At 59.2% G+C, this 16,312-nt stretch carries 20 protein-coding genes; 11 read left to right on the top strand and 9 right to left on the bottom strand.

Features of this window, described 5'->3' with window-relative positions; all coding sequences use genetic code 11:
• The 8 genes from ptsN to AF70_RS28095 form a co-directional block, all read right to left on the bottom strand.
• On the bottom strand, nucleotides 1–465 hold the full coding sequence (gene ptsN / locus AF70_RS28130; RefSeq protein ID WP_018927208.1) for a PTS IIA-like nitrogen regulatory protein PtsN: 465 nt from the start codon (nucleotides 463–465) through the stop codon (nucleotides 1–3).
• 12 nt (nucleotides 466–477) lie between these two features.
• A complete protein-coding gene (gene hpf / locus AF70_RS28125; protein WP_007941242.1) occupies nucleotides 478–786 on the bottom strand; it encodes a ribosome hibernation-promoting factor, HPF/YfiA family in 309 nt (102 codons plus the stop codon).
• A gap of 74 nt (nucleotides 787–860) precedes the next feature.
• Nucleotides 861–2,354, bottom strand: a complete 1,494-nt coding sequence (locus tag AF70_RS28120; RefSeq protein ID WP_026331852.1) for an RNA polymerase factor sigma-54 — start codon at nucleotides 2,352–2,354, stop codon at nucleotides 861–863.
• A 184-nt stretch (nucleotides 2,355–2,538) separates the two neighbouring features.
• Nucleotides 2,539–3,264 (bottom strand): LPS export ABC transporter ATP-binding protein, encoded by a 726-nt coding sequence (gene lptB / locus AF70_RS28115; RefSeq protein WP_018927206.1) that lies wholly within the window; start codon nucleotides 3,262–3,264, stop codon nucleotides 2,539–2,541.
• Entirely contained in the window at nucleotides 3,264–3,809 is a 546-nt protein-coding gene (lptA, locus tag AF70_RS28110) for a lipopolysaccharide transport periplasmic protein LptA (RefSeq protein ID WP_019581168.1), read from the bottom strand. The genes lptB and lptA overlap by 1 nt, the downstream gene beginning before the upstream one ends.
• Nucleotides 3,796–4,368, bottom strand: coding sequence for an LPS export ABC transporter periplasmic protein LptC (gene lptC, locus AF70_RS28105; protein WP_019581167.1), 573 nt, complete (start codon nucleotides 4,366–4,368; stop codon nucleotides 3,796–3,798). Before lptC ends, lptA begins: the two co-directional genes overlap by 14 nt.
• Nucleotides 4,369–4,375: 7 nt before the next feature.
• Complete coding sequence (locus AF70_RS28100; RefSeq protein ID WP_008037377.1) at nucleotides 4,376–4,900, bottom strand: HAD family hydrolase; 525 nt, start codon at nucleotides 4,898–4,900, stop codon at nucleotides 4,376–4,378.
• Nucleotides 4,900–5,874: a KpsF/GutQ family sugar-phosphate isomerase gene (locus AF70_RS28095; protein ID WP_028940292.1), complete on the bottom strand. Its 975-nt coding sequence runs from the start codon at nucleotides 5,872–5,874 to the stop codon at nucleotides 4,900–4,902. The genes AF70_RS28100 and AF70_RS28095 overlap by 1 nt, the downstream gene beginning before the upstream one ends.
• A gap of 275 nt (nucleotides 5,875–6,149) precedes the next feature.
• On the opposite strand from AF70_RS28095, the gene AF70_RS28090 reads away from it, so the two are divergent.
• From AF70_RS28090 to hisC, 10 genes are all read left to right on the top strand, one after another.
• Nucleotides 6,150–6,959, top strand: coding sequence for an ATP-binding cassette domain-containing protein (locus AF70_RS28090; RefSeq protein ID WP_019581165.1), 810 nt, complete (start codon nucleotides 6,150–6,152; stop codon nucleotides 6,957–6,959).
• Nucleotides 6,959–7,756: a lipid asymmetry maintenance ABC transporter permease subunit MlaE gene (mlaE, locus tag AF70_RS28085; RefSeq protein ID WP_019581164.1), complete on the top strand. Its 798-nt coding sequence runs from the start codon at nucleotides 6,959–6,961 to the stop codon at nucleotides 7,754–7,756. The genes AF70_RS28090 and mlaE overlap by 1 nt, the downstream gene beginning before the upstream one ends.
• Nucleotides 7,756–8,223, top strand: coding sequence for an outer membrane lipid asymmetry maintenance protein MlaD (gene mlaD / locus AF70_RS28080; RefSeq protein ID WP_018927199.1), 468 nt, complete (start codon nucleotides 7,756–7,758; stop codon nucleotides 8,221–8,223). The genes mlaE and mlaD overlap by 1 nt, the downstream gene beginning before the upstream one ends.
• Nucleotides 8,224–8,234: 11 nt before the next feature.
• Nucleotides 8,235–8,888, top strand: a complete 654-nt coding sequence (locus AF70_RS28075; RefSeq protein WP_028940293.1) for a phospholipid-binding protein MlaC — start codon at nucleotides 8,235–8,237, stop codon at nucleotides 8,886–8,888.
• A complete protein-coding gene (locus tag AF70_RS28070) occupies nucleotides 8,885–9,190 on the top strand; it encodes a lipid asymmetry maintenance protein MlaB (protein ID WP_028940294.1) in 306 nt (101 codons plus the stop codon). Before AF70_RS28075 ends, AF70_RS28070 begins: the two co-directional genes overlap by 4 nt.
• Nucleotides 9,191–9,304: 114 nt before the next feature.
• Nucleotides 9,305–9,544 carry a BolA family protein gene (locus AF70_RS28065; RefSeq protein WP_018927196.1) on the top strand — a complete coding sequence of 80 codons (240 nt, stop codon included), beginning with the start codon at nucleotides 9,305–9,307 and terminating at the stop codon, nucleotides 9,542–9,544.
• A 22-nt stretch (nucleotides 9,545–9,566) separates the two neighbouring features.
• On the top strand, nucleotides 9,567–10,832 hold the full coding sequence (murA, locus tag AF70_RS28060) for a UDP-N-acetylglucosamine 1-carboxyvinyltransferase (RefSeq protein WP_018927195.1): 1,266 nt from the start codon (nucleotides 9,567–9,569) through the stop codon (nucleotides 10,830–10,832).
• A 126-nt stretch (nucleotides 10,833–10,958) separates the two neighbouring features.
• Entirely contained in the window at nucleotides 10,959–11,594 is a 636-nt protein-coding gene (gene hisG, locus AF70_RS28055; protein ID WP_007941260.1) for an ATP phosphoribosyltransferase, read from the top strand.
• A gap of 125 nt (nucleotides 11,595–11,719) precedes the next feature.
• On the top strand, nucleotides 11,720–13,045 hold the full coding sequence (hisD, locus tag AF70_RS28050) for a histidinol dehydrogenase (RefSeq protein WP_018927194.1): 1,326 nt from the start codon (nucleotides 11,720–11,722) through the stop codon (nucleotides 13,043–13,045).
• A 2-nt stretch (nucleotides 13,046–13,047) separates the two neighbouring features.
• A complete protein-coding gene (gene hisC, locus AF70_RS28045; RefSeq protein WP_028940295.1) occupies nucleotides 13,048–14,100 on the top strand; it encodes a histidinol-phosphate transaminase in 1,053 nt (350 codons plus the stop codon).
• Nucleotides 14,101–14,155: 55 nt separating this feature from the next.
• Here hisC and algW read toward each other — a convergent pair whose 3' ends face one another.
• Nucleotides 14,156–15,316, bottom strand: a complete 1,161-nt coding sequence (gene algW, locus AF70_RS28040; protein ID WP_018927192.1) for a Do family serine endopeptidase AlgW — start codon at nucleotides 15,314–15,316, stop codon at nucleotides 14,156–14,158.
• Nucleotides 15,317–15,418: 102 nt separating this feature from the next.
• Between algW and AF70_RS28035 the strand changes: the two genes are divergently transcribed.
• The gene (locus AF70_RS28035) at nucleotides 15,419–16,177 is read left to right on the top strand and encodes a Nif3-like dinuclear metal center hexameric protein (protein ID WP_018927191.1); all 759 of its coding nucleotides are present in this window, start codon (nucleotides 15,419–15,421) and stop codon (nucleotides 16,175–16,177) included.
• Nucleotides 16,178–16,312 lie beyond the last annotated feature (135 nt).

Below are 16,312 nucleotides of genomic sequence, written 5' to 3'. Positions count from 1 at the left end.
TTAGTGACCGTTTTGCTCGTCCAGGACAACCTGATACAAGGCTTCGTTGCTCGGGGCGCTGCGCAGTTTTTCACGCACTTCCTTGCGATCAAGCATGCTGGCGATCTGGCGCAGCAGCTCCAGGTGCGCATCGGTGGCGGCTTCCGGGACCAGGAGTACAAACAGCAGGTCAACCGGGGCACCGTCGATGGCGTCGAAATCGATGGGTGCATCCAGGTGCATCAAGGCACTGATGGGCGATCCGCAGCCCTTGAGACGGCAGTGGGGGATGGCGATACCGTTGCCAAATCCGGTGGAACCGAGTTTTTCACGGGCGACCAGACTCTCGAAGACATCCTGCATGGCCAGATCCGGCACTTCGCGATGGATGAGGTTGGCAATTTGCTCGAGGGCTTTCTTTTTACTGCCGCCCGGCACGTTCACCAGGGAACGGCCGGGGGTCAGGATGCTTTCAAGTCGGATCATGGGTTGGGAGTGTTAACGACCGGTCGCGCCCTGGAGGAGGCTCTGGGTCTTTTCCTTATGCTTTTTGAGTTGTTTATCCAGCTTGTCGGTCAGTGCGTCGATCGCTGCGTACATATCGGTATGTTCCGCGTTAGCGACCACCTCATTGCCGGGAATATGCAGCGTGGCTTCGATTTTCTGCTTGAGCTTCTCGACCGTCATCGTGACCTGCACGTTGGTGATCTTGTCGAAATGCCTCTCTAATCGTTCGAGTTTTTCGCCGATGTAGGTGCGAAGAGGTTCGGTCACTTCCAGTTGGTGTCCACTGATGTTGACTTGCATACAGCTTCTCCTTCGTTGCCAGTGCATAAAGCGGTAGATCCGATGATCTACCACTGGAACGCTGTGGCGTGGCTCTACATCAACCGCTTTCGTTCGCTCGAAGGCGCGATTCCTAGGGATTCGCGGTACTTGGCGACGGTGCGGCGAGCCACCTGAATGCCTTGTGCCTCCAGTAAACCAGCGATCTTGCTGTCACTCAACGGCTTTTTCTGATTTTCCGCGGCAACCAGTTTTTTGATGATCGCGCGGATCGCCGTGGACGAGCATTCACCGCCTTCGGAGGTGCTGACGTGGCTGGAAAAAAAGTATTTCAGTTCATAGATGCCCCGTGGGGTATGCATGAATTTTTGCGTGGTCACCCGTGAAATCGTCGATTCGTGCATGCCCACCGCTTCGGCGATGTCATGCAGCACCAACGGTTTCATGGCCTCGTCGCCGTACTCCAGGAAGCCGCGTTGATGCTCGACGATCTGGGTGGCCACTTTCATCAGCGTTTCGTTGCGGCTTTGCAGGCTCTTGATGAACCAGCGAGCCTCCTGCAGCTGATTTCGCATGAAGGTGTTGTCAGCGCTGGTATCGGCGCGGCGTACGAAGCCGGCATATTGGGCGTTGACCCGCAGGCGTGGCACCGACTCCTGGTTCAGCTCCACCAGCCAGCGCTCGTTGTCCTTGCGCACGATCACGTCAGGAACGACGTATTCGGCTTCGGTGGACTCGATTTGCGAACCCGGGCGCGGGTTGAGGCTCTGGACCAGTTCGATCACCTGGCGCAGTTCATCTTCCTTGAGCTTCATGCGGCGCATCAGCTGGCTGTAGTCGCGGCTGCCGAGCAGGTCGATGTAATCGGTGACCAGGCGCTTGGCCTCGGTCAGCCAAGGGGTCTTGGCGGGCAGTTGACGCAGTTGCAGCAGCAGGCATTCACCGAGATTGCGGGCGCCGATACCGGCGGGCTCGAATTGCTGGATGCGGTGCAGGACGGCTTCGATTTCGTCCAGTTCGATGTCCAGTTCCGGATCGAAGGCCTCGAGGATTTCCTCGAGGGTTTCGTCCAGATAGCCCTGATTGTTGATGCAGTCGATCAGGGTCACGGCGATCAGGCGATCGGTGTCGGACATCGGTGCCAGGTTCAGTTGCCAGAGCAAATGGCTTTGCAGGCTTTCACCGGCCGAAGTACGGGTGGTGAAATCCCACTCGTCGTCATCGTTGCTCGGCAGGCTGCTGGCGCTGGTCTGGTAGACGTCTTCCCAGGCGGTATCGACAGGCAATTCGTTGGGAATGCGCTCGTTCCAGTCGCCTTCCTCAAGGTTATCCACCGTCGGGGCGGTTTCCTGGTAGGAGGGTTCCTGAATGTCGGCGTTGGGTTGCTGTTCGGCTTTGTCGGCCAAGGGGTCGGCGTTATCGAAGTCGTCGCCTTCTTCCTGGCGTTCGAGCATCGGATTGGACTCCAGGGCCTCCTGGATTTCCTGTTGCAGGTCCAGGGTCGACAATTGGAGCAGGCGGATGGCCTGTTGCAGCTGCGGTGTCATCGTCAGCTGCTGGCCCATTCTCAAGACTAGCGATGGTTTCATGGCAGGGGCTTAACACCTTATTCGCCGGCGCACATGCGCCATCCACTACAGGGCGCCGAAGCGCCAAACATAAGCAAATTATATGCCTGAAACTGAAGTGTTTGCCTAGAGCGCTGTAACAATAAAAAACTATTGATTTTTTATTGAGATGAGCGCCGAGGCGACTGGCCAGGCACCTCAGCGCTTACAGGCGGAACTCATGGCCCAGATACACTTCCTTGACCAGTTCGTTGGCCAGGATGGTGGCGGAGTCGCCTTCAGCGATCAGCTGGCCATCGTTGACGATGTAGGCGGTTTCGCAGATGTCCAGGGTTTCACGGACGTTATGGTCAGTGATCAGCACGCCAATGCCTTTGGCTTTGAGGTGATGGATGATCTGCTTGATGTCGCCCACCGAGATTGGGTCCACGCCGGCGAAGGGTTCGTCGAGGAGGATGAATTTCGGGTTGGTGGCCAGTGCCCGGGCGATTTCCACCCGACGGCGTTCACCACCGGACAGGCTCATGCCAAGGCTGTCACGAATGTGGTGGATGTGAAATTCCTGCAGTAGGCTTTCCAGCTCTTTGCGGCGACCGGCCTTGTCGAGCTCCTTACGGGTTTCGAGGATGGCCATGATGTTGTCGGTCACCGACAGCTTGCGGAAGATCGACGCTTCTTGCGGAAGATAGCCGATACCGGCCTTCGCGCGACCATGCATCGGCTGGTGGCTGACGTCCAGGTCATCGATCAGTACGCGCCCCTGATCGGCCTGTACCAGGCCCACGATCATGTAGAAACAGGTGGTTTTGCCGGCGCCGTTGGGGCCAAGCAGGCCGACGATCTGGCCGCTGTCGATGGACAGGCTGACGTCGCGCACGACCTGGCGGCTCTTGTAGCTCTTGGCCAGGTGCTGAGCTTTCAGAGTTGCCATTACTGGGTTTTCTCGTCGGTTTTCTTCTTCGGCTGGATCACCATGTCGATACGCGGACGTGCCTCGGTGACCTTGCTGCCCGTGGCGCGACCGGCGCTGGCCAATTTTTTCACCGTGTCATAGACGATTTTTTCGCCCTGGGTGACGTTGTTGTCCTTGTCGACAACTTTGGCCTTGTCGATCAGTACGACGCGGTTTTGCGCGGCGTGATATTGGATGGTCACGCCCCAACCCTGAACAGGCTTGGTGTCGCCAGCTGTTTGCAATTGCTCGAAGTACGCCAGGTTGCCCACCGAGGTCACCACGTCGATGTCGCCAGTCGGGGTGCGAGTGATGGTCACGGTGTTGCCGGTGACCTTCATCGAGCCCTGAGTGATGATCACATCACCTTTATAGGTGGCAACACCGTTCTTGTCGTCCAGTTGGGCGTCGTCGGCCTGAATGCGGATAGGCTGCGCTTGATCGGTCGGCAGAGCCCAGGCGCTCACGCTTCCCAGTGCTGCGCTCAGACTGAGCAAAATAGGGAGGGTTTTAACGAGCCTCATACTGTCCTCTTACGTTCGATAGCAGGTGTATCCTGCTTTCTTTCAAGTACGCTTTCATTCCGTTGCCTGTCGATACACCGCCGGCGCCGTCGATTCTAACGGGTTGATCGGTCTGCGCATATTGCTGCTGCGGGAACACTGTCATACGGGTGGTGGTAATCAGGGTTTTACGGTTTTTTTCGTCGAAACGCGTGATACGTACCGAGTCGATCAGCTCGACCTGGGTGCCGTCCGGGTTGACTTCGCCGCGTTCGCTCTGGACGTGCCAGGGAAATTCGGTGCCGCGAAACATGTTCAGGTCAGGGTTGGACAGCAACGTCACTTCCGTCGCTTTCAGGTGTTCGACCTTGTCGGACGTCATTTCATACTGCAATTTGCCGTCCGGCAGGTACTGCACGCTGTGGGCGTTGGTGGCGTAATAGTCGATCATGGCTTCATCGACATGCGCCACTGGCTTGTCGAGGAAGCGTTCCGGGCTGATGTTCCAGTAGCCGACCGCAGCGAATAGCGCCGCGATGCAACCGAATATCAGGATGTTGCGAATCTTTTTGCTCAGCATGATGGGCTCACAGGTACGCGGCGTTGGCCGCATCGAGGCGGCCCTGGGCGCGCAGGATCAATTCGCAGAATTCGCGCGCGGCACCCTCGCCGCCACGGGCCTGGGTGATGCCGTGGGCGTGTTCGCGCACGAAGCTGGCGGCGTTGGCCACGGCCATGCCCAGGCCGACGCGGCGAATCACCGGCAGGTCTGGCAGGTCGTCGCCGAGATAGGCCACTTGTTCATAGCTCAGGTTGAGTTGGGCAAGGAGCTCGTCGAGCACCACCAGTTTGTCTTCGCGACCCTGATACAGGTGTGGAATGCCGAGGTTCTTGGCCCGTCGTTCGACCACCGGGGTCTTGCGTCCGCTGATGATAGCGGTCTGCACGCCGGCTGCCATCAACATCTTGATGCCTTGGCCGTCGAGCGTGTTGAAGGTCTTGAATTCGCTGCCGTCTTCGAGGAAGTACAGGCGCCCGTCGGTCAGCACGCCGTCGACGTCGAATACCGCCAGTTTGATCTGTTTGCCGCGTTGCAGCAGGTCCGTGCTCATTACATTACTCCAGCGCGCAGCAAATCGTGCATGTTCAAGGCGCCGACCGGGCGGTCTTCGCTGTCGACCACGACCAATGCGTTGATCTTGTGGTCTTCCATGATTTTCAACGCCTCGGCAGCCAGCATCTCGGCACGTGCGGTCTTGCCGTGGGCGGTCATGACCTGCTCGATGGTGGCGCTGTGGATGTCGATGCTGCGGTCCAGGGTGCGACGCAGATCGCCGTCGGTGAAGATCCCGGCAAGTTTACCGTCGGCCTCTAGAACCACGGTCATGCCCAGGCCCTTGCGGGTCATTTCCATCAATGCGTCCTTGAGCAGGGTGCCGCGCTTAACCTGCGGCAGCTCTTGCCCGGCGTGCATGACGTTTTCCACTTTCAACAGCAGGCGTCGGCCAAGTGCGCCGCCTGGGTGGGAAAAGGCGAAATCTTCAGCGGTAAAGCCGCGGGCTTCCAGCAGCGCCACCGCCAGGGCATCGCCCATCACCAGAGCGGCGGTGGTCGATGAGGTTGGCGCCAGGTTCAGCGGGCAGGCTTCGTGCTCGACGTGGACGTTGAGGTTGACCTCGGCGGCCTTGGCCAGCGCCGAGTCGGGATTGCCGGTGACGCTGATCAATTTGATGCCCAGGCGCTTGATCAGTGGCAGCAGGGTAACGATTTCATTGGTGGAGCCGGAGTTCGATAGTGCCAGGATGATGTCGTCACGCGTGATCATGCCCATGTCGCCGTGGCTGGCTTCGGCTGGATGCACGAAGAACGCCGTGGTGCCGGTGCTGGCCAGGGTGGCGGCAATCTTGTTGCCGATGTGCCCCGATTTGCCCATGCCGACCACGACTACGCGGCCTTTGCTGGCCAGAATCATCTCGCAAGCGCGTACGAAATCTGCGTCGATATGGGGTAACAAGCCTTGCACGGCTTCCAGTTCGAGACGGATGGTGCGTTGTGCAGATTGAATCAGGTCGCTGGATTGGCTCATGTCAGAAATCGTATAGCCTGATGAAAAGGCGGCGATTATAACGGTAATGATCAAAACCCTCACGTAAGTTCGTCGCGGTTTGTCATTCCTTGTTGCCGAATCCTCTAAATAGATGATTCCAGGCGCTCATGTTGTTGATAGTGCCCGGCTTGGGCCTTGGGCGCTTGGTGATTGCAGTGATATAGTTCGCCGCCAGTTCGGCCTGCCCGGGAAGGTATGTGCTTTCGTCAGAAAGCCAGGCGTCCGAGTGAGAGGCTGCATCGCAAGGAGTTTAGATGAGTGCCGATAACGCCTACGCGGTCGAGCTGAAGGGACTGACCTTCAAGCGCGGTGCGCGCAGCATTTTCAATAACATTGATATCCGCATACCACGCGGCAAGGTCACCGGCATCATGGGGCCTTCCGGGTGTGGCAAGACCACGCTGTTGCGGTTGATGGGGGCCCAATTGCGCCCCACCAGCGGCGAAGTCTGGGTCAATGGCCAGAACCTGCCAACGTTGTCGCGCAGCGATTTGTTCGATGCGCGCAAGCACATGGGCGTGCTGTTTCAGAGCGGCGCGCTGTTTACCGATCTCGATGTATTCGAGAACGTCGCCTTTCCGCTGCGTGTTCATACCACGCTGCCGGAAGAGATGATTCGCGACATTGTCCTGCTCAAATTGCAGGCCGTGGGCTTGCGTGGCGCCCTAGACCTGATGCCTGACGAATTGTCTGGCGGCATGAAACGTCGAGTCGCGCTGGCCCGGGCGATTGCCCTCGACCCGCAAATTCTCATGTACGACGAGCCTTTTGTTGGCCAGGACCCGATCGCCATGGGCGTGCTGGTGCGCCTGATCCGCTTGCTCAACGATGCGCTGGGCATCACCAGCATCGTGGTCTCCCACGATCTGGCCGAGACCGCGAGCATCGCCGACTACATCATTGTGGTAGGTGACGGGCAAGTGTTGGGGCAGGGCACACCCAAGGAATTGATGAATTCGCAGGAGCCACGGATTCGCCAGTTCATGACTGGCGAACCCGACGGCCCGGTCGCATACCACTTTCCAGCGACGGATTACCGCGCAGATCTTCTGGGGAAGCGCTGATGCGCAAGATTTCATTAATAGAAAGAGTGCGCCGTTTCGGCCACGCCGGCATCGATGTGCTGGCGGTGTTCGGGCGTTCGGCGCTGTTCCTGTTTCATGCCTTGCTCGGTCGCGGTGGCATCGGCGGCAGTTTTGGCCTGCTGGTCAAGCAACTGCATTCGGTTGGCGTGATGTCCCTGGTGATCATCGTGGTCTCCGGGGTGTTCATCGGCATGGTGCTGGCGCTACAGGGCTTCAACATCCTGTCCAGCTACGGTTCGGAGCAGGCCGTCGGGCAGATGGTTGCGCTGACGCTGCTGCGTGAACTGGGGCCGGTCGTCACGGCCTTACTGTTCGCCGGGCGTGCGGGTTCGGCGCTGACCGCCGAAATCGGCAACATGAAATCCACCGAGCAACTGTCCAGTCTGGAAATGATCGGGGTTGACCCGCTCAAGTACATTATTGCTCCGCGCCTGTGGGCCGGCTTCATTTCCCTGCCGGTGCTGGCGATGATTTTCAGCGTGGTGGGTATCTGGGGTGGTTCGTGGGTGGCCGTCGACTGGCTGGGTGTCTATGAGGGCTCCTACTGGTCGAACATGCAAAACAGCGTGATGTTTGTCGACGATGTGCTGAACGGCATTATCAAAAGCATCGTTTTTGCCTTCGTCGTGACCTGGATCGCCGTATTCCAAGGGTATGACTGCGAGCCCACTTCCGAGGGGATCAGTCGTGCCACTACCAAGACCGTGGTGTACGCCTCTTTGGCGGTACTCGGCCTGGACTTTATTCTGACCGCCTTGATGTTTGGAGATTTCTGATGCAAAACCGCACCCTGGAAATCGGTGTCGGCCTTTTCTTGCTGGCTGGCATCCTGGCTTTGCTGTTGCTTGCGTTGCGGGTCAGTGGCCTGTCCCCGAGCGCAACCACCGATACTTATAAACTTTATGCATATTTCGATAATATCGCCGGTTTGACTGTCAGAGCTAAAGTGACCATGGCCGGTGTGACCATCGGCAAGGTCACGGCGATCGATCTGGATCGCGACAGCTTCACCGGTCGGGTGACCATGCAACTGGAAAAGCGCGTAGATAACCTGCCGACTGACTCCACTGCATCTATCCTGACCGCTGGCCTGTTGGGTGAGAAATACATCGGTATCAGCGTGGGTGGGGAACAAGCCCTGCTCAAGGATGGTGGAACCATCCACGACACGCAGTCGTCGTTGGTGCTCGAGGACTTGATCGGTAAATTTCTGCTCAATACCGTTAGCAAAGACGCCAAATGAGGAGCTTTTCAATGATCTCTATCTTGCGACGTGGCCTGTTGATATTGCTCGCGGCCTTGCCGTTGATGGCTAACGCCCTGGCGGCGCAGTCGGCGCACGATCTGGTTCAGGACACCACGACCCGGATGCTCGCCGACCTGTCGGCCAATAAAGAGAAGTACAAGCAGGATCCACAAGACTTTTATACGGCGTTGAACACCATCGTCGGCCCCGTGGTGGATGCCGAAGGCATTTCCAAAAGCATCATGACCGTCAAATACTCGCGCAAAGCAACGCCCGAGCAAATGAAGACGTTTGAAGAAAACTTCAAAAAGGGCCTGTTCCAGTTTTATGGCAACGCATTGCTCGAATACAACAACCAGGGCATCACTGTTGAGCCTGCCAAGGATGAATCGGGAGACCGTACCAGCGTTGGCATGACGGTCAAAGGCAGCAGCGGCGCGATCTATCCTGTGTCTTACACACTCGAAAAGATCAACGGCGAATGGAAGCTGCGTAACGTCATCATCAACGGCATCAACATCGGCAAGCTGTTCCGCGATCAGTTCGCTGATGCGATGCAGCGCAATGGCAACGACCTGGACAAGACCATCAATGGTTGGGCCGGGGAAGTCGCCAAAGCCAAGGAAAACACCGAAAAAGCTGTTGAGAAGAAAGCCCAATGAGTGAGTCGGCCATTCGCATAAGCGAAACCGGCGAGCTGCTGCTCAGCGGTGTGCTGGATTACCGGACCGGCCCGAACTTGCGCAAGCAGGGGCAGGTACTGATCAAGTCCAGCAAGGCGCCTGCGCTGGTGGTCGATTGCTCCGCAGTGGAGAAGTCCAGCAGTGTCGGCTTGTCGCTGCTGCTGTGCTTCATGCGCGATGCTCAGGTGGCCGGCAAGGCCGTGAGCATTCGCGCGATGCCCGAAGACATGCGCAAAATCGCTCAGGTCAGCGAATTGACCGAGCTGTTGGCGCGCCCCTGAACCGCATCTATAAAGAAGCCCCCCGTCAGAGTCCTGCTTCGCGGGGTTCGCAGGCGCGGGGCTTTTTTGTATGATGTCCGACCCGCGCGCACAGGGCGCCGATTGAGGTTGAGCATGCAGGCCGTAGAAGTGAAGAGCTTCCTTGAAGGAAAGCTGCCAAACACGAAGGTGGAAGTTGAAGGCGAAGGCTGCAATTTCCAGCTGAACGTGATCAGCGATGAACTGGCGGCGTTGAGCCCGGTGAAGCGTCAGCAGCAGGTCTATGCCCATTTGAACCCGTGGATTGTCGATGGCAGCATCCATGCGGTCACTATGAAATTTTTCAGCAGCGCGGCCTGGGCCGAGCGCACCTGAGCCCAAGGGCGTCGAGATTCTTATGGATAAATTGATTATTACTGGTGGCGCTCGTCTTGATGGCGAGATCCGCATCTCCGGGGCAAAGAACTCTGCCTTGCCGATTCTGGCTGCCACCTTGCTGTGCGATGGCCCGGTGACCGTGGCCAACCTGCCGCACCTGCACGACATCACCACCATGATCGAGCTGTTCGGTCGCATGGGCATTGAACCTGTGATCGACGAGAAACTCAGCGTCGAAATCGACCCACGCACCATCAAGACCCTGATCGCGCCGTACGAACTGGTTAAAACCATGCGCGCCTCGATCCTGGTGCTGGGCCCGATGGTTGCCCGTTTCGGTGAAGCCGAAGTTGCACTGCCTGGCGGTTGCGCCATCGGTTCGCGTCCGGTTGACCTGCACATCCGTGGTCTTGAAGCCATGGGCGCGGTCATCGACGTTGAAGGCGGCTACATCAAGGCCAAGGCTCCTGAAGGCGGCCTGCGCGGTGCGCACTTCTTCTTCGACACCGTCAGCGTGACCGGTACCGAGAACATCATGATGGCGGCCGCTCTGGCCAAGGGCCGCAGCGTTCTGGCCAACGCTGCTCGCGAGCCTGAAGTCGTCGACCTGGCGAACTTCCTGAACGCCATGGGCGCGAAGGTTTCCGGCGCCGGCACCGACACCATCACCATCGATGGCGTCGAGCGTCTGCACACGACCACTTACAAAGTGATGCCTGACCGTATCGAGACCGGCACCTATTTGGTGGCGGCAGCGGTCACCGGTGGGCGTGTGAAGGTCAAGGACACCGATCCGACCATCCTCGAAGCCGTTCTGGAAAAACTTCGCGAATCCGGCGCCGAAATCACCACCGGTGAAGACTGGATCGAGCTGAACATGCACGGCAAGCGGCCGAAAGCCGTCAACGTGCGGACCGCTCCATACCCGGCGTTCCCGACCGACATGCAAGCGCAGTTCATCTCCCTCAACGCCATTGCCGAAGGCACTGGTGCCGTGATCGAGACGATCTTCGAAAACCGTTTCATGCACGTTTACGAACTGCACCGCATGGGCGCGCACATCCAGGTTGAAGGCAACACCGCCATCGTCACCGGCATCGAAAAGCTCAAGGGCGCGCCAGTCATGGCCACCGACCTGCGTGCTTCGGCCAGCCTGGTGATCTCGGCGCTGATCGCCGAAGGCGATACCCTGATCGATCGCATTTACCACATCGACCGTGGTTATGAGTGCATCGAAGAGAAGCTGCAGATGCTCGGCGCCAAGATCCGCCGCGTACCGGGCTAGTTTCTGCTGCATGGGCGCAGGGACGCGTCCGTTGATTTGTTGAAGTCGAGCCGGTTTCCGGCTCGATGTGTGTCCGGCGCCGTTTGCGACCGGGCATGAGTACCTTGATAAGGACTGACGTTTCCCATGTTGACTATCGCACTGTCCAAGGGCCGCATCCTTGACGACACCCTGCCGCTTCTGGCTGAAGCGGGCATCGTGCCGACCGAGAATCCGGACAAGAGCCGCAAGCTGATCATCCCCACGACCCAGGCCGATGTGCGCTTGCTGATCGTGCGTGCCACCGATGTGCCGACCTATGTCGAGCATGGTGCCGCCGATCTGGGCGTCGCCGGTAAAGACGTGCTGATGGAATACGGCGGCCAGGGTTTGTACGAACCACTGGACCTGCAAATCGCCCAGTGCAAACTGATGACGGCCGGCAAAGTCGGCGCAGTCGAGCCCAAGGGCCGTCTGCGCATTGCCACCAAGTTCGTCAACGTCGCCAAGCGCTACTATGCCGAACAGGGTCGTCAGGTCGACATCATCAAGCTCTACGGCTCGATGGAGCTGGCGCCGCTGATCGGTCTGGCGGACAAGATCATCGACGTGGTCGACACCGGTAACACGCTGCGGGCCAATGGCCTGGAGCCACAGGATTTTATCGCTGCCATCAGCTCCCGTCTGATCGTCAACAAGGCGTCGATGAAAATGCAGCATGCCCGTATCCAGGCGTTGATCGACACCCTGCGCAAGGCAGTGGAGTCTCGACACCGCGGCTGATTCACCTGCGCGACCTTGAGTCGCGCCCGTCTATCCGCCTCATAGCCAGAATTCTCGGGTGCCCAAGCGGATCAACGGCTAGCTTAGGGCGCCCGAGTTTTTGCCAATCCTATGAGGCTCTCGCTATGACCGCACCGACTGCAATTCGCCGACTCAACGCTGCTGACCCGGATTTCGCACATCATCTGGATCATCTGCTGAGCTGGGAAAGTGTGTCTGACGACTCGGTCAATCAGCGGGTGCTGGACATCATCAAGGCCGTGCGCGAGCGTGGCGATGCGGCGGTGGTCGAGTTCACCCAGAAGTTCGATGGCCTGCAAGTGGCGTCCATGGCGGACTTGATCCTGCCGCGCGAACGCCTGGAACTGGCATTGACCCGCATCACAGTGCCTCAGCGCGAAGCCCTGGAAAAAGCCGCGACCCGTGTGCGCAGCTACCACGAAAAGCAGAAACAGGATTCCTGGAGCTACACCGAAGCCGATGGCACGGTGCTGGGCCAGAAGGTCACGCCACTGGATCGCGCCGGTCTGTATGTGCCGGGTGGCAAGGCGTCCTACCCGTCCTCGGTGTTGATGAACGCGATTCCGGCCAAGGTGGCGGGCGTGACCGAAGTGGTCATGGTCGTGCCGACCCCGCGCGGTGAAGTCAACGAACTGGTGCTGGCCGCAGCCTGCATCGCCGGCGTCGACCGGGTGTTCACCATCGGCGGCGCGCAGGCGGTTGCGGCGCTGGCTTACGGCACCGAAAGCGTGCCGAAGGTCGACAAAGTGGTTGGCCCGGGCAACATTTATGTCGCCACTGCCAAGCGCCACGTGTTCGGCCAGGTCGGCATCGACATGATCGCCGGCCCGTCGGAGATTCTGGTGGTGTGCGACGGCCAGACCGATCCGGACTGGATCGCCATGGACCTGTTCTCCCAGGCCGAGCACGACGAAGACGCCCAGGCGATTCTGGTCAGCCCGGACGCCGAGTTCCTCGACAAGGTCGCGGCAAGCATCGCCAAACTGCTGCCAACCATGGAACGCGCCGAGATCATCGAAACCTCGATCAATGGCCGTGGTGCGCTGATCAAGGTTCGCGACATGGAACAGGCCATCGAAGTGGCCAACCGCATTGCCCCGGAGCACCTGGAGCTGTCGGTCGCCGATCCGCAGGCCTGGCTGCCGCAGATCCGTCACGCCGGCGCGATCTTCATGGGCCGCCACACTTCCGAAGCACTGGGCGACTACTGCGCAGGTCCGAACCACGTATTGCCGACCTCCGGCACTGCGCGCTTCTCTTCGCCGCTGGGTGTTTACGACTTCCAGAAACGTTCGTCGATCATCTTCTGCTCCGAGCAGGGTGCCTCCGAACTGGGCAAGACCGCCTCCGTACTGGCCCGTGGCGAATCGCTGAGCGCTCACGCCCGCAGTGCTGAATACCGCATTCTTGATGACAAGCAGGGGAACTGAACATGAGTAAATTCTGGAGCCCGTTCGTCAAGAATCTGGTGCCTTATGTGCCGGGCGAGCAGCCGAAACTGGCCAAACTGGTGAAGCTCAACACCAACGAAAACCCGTACGGTCCATCGCCAAAAGCCCTGGCGGCGATGCAAACCGAACTGAACGACAACCTGCGTCTGTACCCGGACCCGAACAGCGACCTGCTCAAACAAGCCGTTGCCAAGTACTACGGCGTGCAGGGCAATCAGGTGTTCCTCGGTAACGGTTCCGATGAAGTCCTGGCGCACATCTTTCACGGTTTGCTGCAACACGATAAACCGCTGCTGTTCCCGGACATCAGCTACAGCTTCTACCCTGTTTACTGCGGGTTGTATGGCATCACGTTCGATGCGGTTGCGCTGGACGAACAGTTCCAGATCAACCCGGCGGACTATGCCAAGCCGAACGGCGGGATCATCTTCCCGAACCCGAATGCGCCAACCGGTTGCCTGTTGGCACTGGACGCTGTTGAGCAAATCCTCAAGGCCAGCCCGGATTCGGTGGTCGTGGTGGATGAGGCTTACATCGACTTCGGTGGGGAAACGGCGATCACTCTGGTGGACCGTTATCCGAATCTGTTGGTGACTCAGACCCTGTCCAAGTCCCGTTCTTTGGCCGGCCTGCGGGTTGGCCTGGCGGTGGGGCATCCGGACCTGATCGAGGCGCTGGAGCGGATCAAGAACAGCTTCAACTCCTACCCGCTGGATCGTCTGGCGATTGTGGGGGCTGCGGCGGCGTTCGAGGATCGCGAGTATTTCGACAAGACTTGCCGGTTGGTCATCGAGAGTCGCGAGAAGGTAATCGCGCAACTGGAGGCGAAGGGGTTTGAAGTGTTGCCGTCGGCGGCGAACTTCATTTTCGCCCGTCACCCGAAGCACGATGCGGCAGGGCTGGCGGCGAAGTTGCGTGAGCAGGGCGTGATCGTTCGGCACTTCAAGCAAGAGCGGATTGCCCAGTTCCTGCGTATTTCCATCGGCACACCGGAGCAGAACCAGGCACTGATCGACGGCCTCGGCGACCTCTAGACCAACACTGTTCCTGTGGGAGCGAGCGGTGCGGCTCGTTCCCACAGGGCCCCGCTTACTCTTCTTCTTTTTCCTGGATCGGTGCCGGCGGCGGACGCAGACCGATTTCTGCGGTGAGCTTGAGTTCTTTACCGTTGCGCATCACCTGAATCGTGACCTTGTCGGTCGGTTTGATGCGCGCCACCTGGTTCATTGACTTGCGACCATCGCCAGCCGGTTCACCATCGATGCTGAGGATCACGTCGCCCAGTTGCAGGCCGGCCTTCTGCGCCGGGCCGTCACGGAAAATCCCCGCGACCACAATTCCCGGGCGTCCCGACAAGCCAAACGATTCCGCCAGTTCCTGACTCAAAGGTTGCACTTCGATACCGAGCCAGCCGCGAATCACCTGGCCGTGTTCGATGATCGACTTCATCACTTCCATCGCCAGTTTGACCGGGATCGCGAAGCCGATGCCTTGCGAGCCACCGGACTTGGAGAAGATCGCCGTGTTGATGCCGGTCAGGTTACCGTTGGCGTCCACCAGTGCACCGCCGGAGTTGCCGGGGTTGATCGCGGCGTCGGTCTGGATGAAGTCTTCGTAGTTGTTCAGGCCCAACTGATTGCGCCCGGTGGCGCTGATGATCCCCATGGTCACGGTCTGGCCGACGCCGAACGGGTTGCCGATGGCCAGGGCCACGTCGCCGATGCGCAGATTGTCAGAACGGCCGACGGTGATCGACGGCAGGTTTTTCAGGTCGATCTTCAATACCGCGAGGTCGGTTTCCGGGTCGCTACCGATGACCCGGGCCAGGGTTTCACGACCATCCTTGAGCGCCACCACGATCTGGTCGGCACCGCTGGTCACGTGGTTGTTGGTCAACAGGTAACCTTCCGGGCTCATGATCACGCCCGAACCGAGGCTCGACTCCATGCGCTTCTGCTTGGGCGAGTTGTCGCCGAAGAAGCGGCGGAACTGCGGGTCTTCAAACAGCGGATGGCTGGGTTTGTTGACCACTTTGGTGGTGTAAAGGTTGACCACCGACGGCGCAGCCGTGGTCACCGCATCGGCATAGGACACCGGGCCCTGCTGCACACCAAGGGTTTGCGGGGCTTGTTGCAGATTGACGTCGAGGCTTGGCAGCCCGACCCACTGCGGGTAACGCTGAATAATCAGTAGAGCGACAAGCACGCCGGCCAACAGCGGCCAGCCGGAAAAACGCAGCGCCTTGAGCATTAAGCACGTCCTGAGAGGTTGCAGGCGGTATGAGACCGCCCATAATGTCGCGCATTATACGAGGCCGCGCGCGCCTCTGAACGGGATATTTAGGAGTCTTTTATGGCCGTCGCCCTGAGCACCCTGGTCGAAGAAGCCGACCGTTACCTGGCAAGTGCGAAGATTGCCGATTACTGCCCCAACGGCTTGCAGGTCGAAGGCCGGCCGCAAGTAATGCGCATCGTCAGCGGTGTCACCGCCAGCCAGGCGTTGCTGGACGCCGCGGTGGAGGCCCAGGCCGATCTGGTGCTGGTGCATCACGGCTATTTCTGGAAAGGCGAGAACCCGTGCATCACTGGCATGAAGCAGCGCCGGTTGAAAACCCTGCTCAAGCACGACATCAGCCTGCTGTCCTATCACTTGCCGCTGGACCTGCACCCTGAAGTCGGCAACAACGTACAGCTTGCCCGGCAATTGGACATTACCGTCGAAGGCCCACTGGATCCGGACAACCTGAAAATCGTCGGGTTGGTCGGCTCGTTGAGCGAACCGATGACTCCCCGCGATTTTGCCCGTCGGGTACAGGAAGTCATGGGGCGCGAGCCGCTGCTGATCGAAGGCAGCGAGATGATTCGTCGGGTCGGCTGGTGCACCGGTGGCGGCCAGGGTTACATTGACCAGGCGGTGTTGGCCGGTGTCGATCTGTACCTCAGCGGCGAGGCCTCCGAGCAGACGTTCCACAGCGCCCGGGAAAACGACATCAGTTTCATCGCCGCCGGCCACCATGCCACCGAGCGTTACGGTGTGCAGGCTTTGGGTGATTACCTGGCGCGACGTTTCGCCCTCGAGCACATCTTCATCGATTGCCCGAACCCGATTTGACTACAGGGCTGGAGCCCAAACGAGGGGGTATATTCATATACCCTTTCGATCTAGCCGCCGTCCTGATTAGAAGAGGGCGCTGTGCTAGGATTCCCCGCTCGAACACGGCCCGCAGGCCGTCCATAAGATCGTTTT

The sequence above is a fragment of the Pseudomonas sp. KD5 genome, from assembly GCF_012932895.1.
Classification (GTDB): domain Bacteria; phylum Pseudomonadota; class Gammaproteobacteria; order Pseudomonadales; family Pseudomonadaceae; genus Aquipseudomonas.
The sequence above is the reverse complement of the archived record's forward strand: the minus strand, read 5'-3'. Positions and strand labels throughout refer to the sequence as shown.

Bases quoted from the DNA above. Each gene is read 5' to 3' on its own strand.
- ptsN (WP_018927208.1), bottom strand. From the start codon at position 465: ATGATCCGACTTGAAAGCATCCTGACCCCCGGCCGTTCCCTGGTGAAC.
- hpf (WP_007941242.1), bottom strand. From the start codon at position 786: ATGCAAGTCAACATCAGTGGACACCAACTGGAAGTGACCGAACCTCTT.
- AF70_RS28120 (WP_026331852.1), bottom strand. From the start codon at position 2,354: ATGAAACCATCGCTAGTCTTGAGAATGGGCCAGCAGCTGACGATGACA.
- lptB (WP_018927206.1), bottom strand. From the start codon at position 3,264: ATGGCAACTCTGAAAGCTCAGCACCTGGCCAAGAGCTACAAGAGCCGC.
- lptA (WP_019581168.1), bottom strand. From the start codon at position 3,809: ATGAGGCTCGTTAAAACCCTCCCTATTTTGCTCAGTCTGAGCGCAGCA.
- lptC (WP_019581167.1), bottom strand. From the start codon at position 4,368: ATGCTGAGCAAAAAGATTCGCAACATCCTGATATTCGGTTGCATCGCG.
- AF70_RS28100 (WP_008037377.1), bottom strand. From the start codon at position 4,900: ATGAGCACGGACCTGCTGCAACGCGGCAAACAGATCAAACTGGCGGTA.
- AF70_RS28095 (WP_028940292.1), bottom strand. From the start codon at position 5,874: ATGAGCCAATCCAGCGACCTGATTCAATCTGCACAACGCACCATCCGT.
- AF70_RS28090 (WP_019581165.1), top strand. From the start codon at position 6,150: ATGAGTGCCGATAACGCCTACGCGGTCGAGCTGAAGGGACTGACCTTC.
- mlaE (WP_019581164.1), top strand. From the start codon at position 6,959: ATGCGCAAGATTTCATTAATAGAAAGAGTGCGCCGTTTCGGCCACGCC.
- mlaD (WP_018927199.1), top strand. From the start codon at position 7,756: ATGCAAAACCGCACCCTGGAAATCGGTGTCGGCCTTTTCTTGCTGGCT.
- AF70_RS28075 (WP_028940293.1), top strand. From the start codon at position 8,235: ATGATCTCTATCTTGCGACGTGGCCTGTTGATATTGCTCGCGGCCTTG.
- AF70_RS28070 (WP_028940294.1), top strand. From the start codon at position 8,885: ATGAGTGAGTCGGCCATTCGCATAAGCGAAACCGGCGAGCTGCTGCTC.
- AF70_RS28065 (WP_018927196.1), top strand. From the start codon at position 9,305: ATGCAGGCCGTAGAAGTGAAGAGCTTCCTTGAAGGAAAGCTGCCAAAC.
- murA (WP_018927195.1), top strand. From the start codon at position 9,567: ATGGATAAATTGATTATTACTGGTGGCGCTCGTCTTGATGGCGAGATC.
- hisG (WP_007941260.1), top strand. From the start codon at position 10,959: ATGTTGACTATCGCACTGTCCAAGGGCCGCATCCTTGACGACACCCTG.
- hisD (WP_018927194.1), top strand. From the start codon at position 11,720: ATGACCGCACCGACTGCAATTCGCCGACTCAACGCTGCTGACCCGGAT.
- hisC (WP_028940295.1), top strand. From the start codon at position 13,048: ATGAGTAAATTCTGGAGCCCGTTCGTCAAGAATCTGGTGCCTTATGTG.
- algW (WP_018927192.1), bottom strand. From the start codon at position 15,316: ATGCTCAAGGCGCTGCGTTTTTCCGGCTGGCCGCTGTTGGCCGGCGTG.
- AF70_RS28035 (WP_018927191.1), top strand. From the start codon at position 15,419: ATGGCCGTCGCCCTGAGCACCCTGGTCGAAGAAGCCGACCGTTACCTG.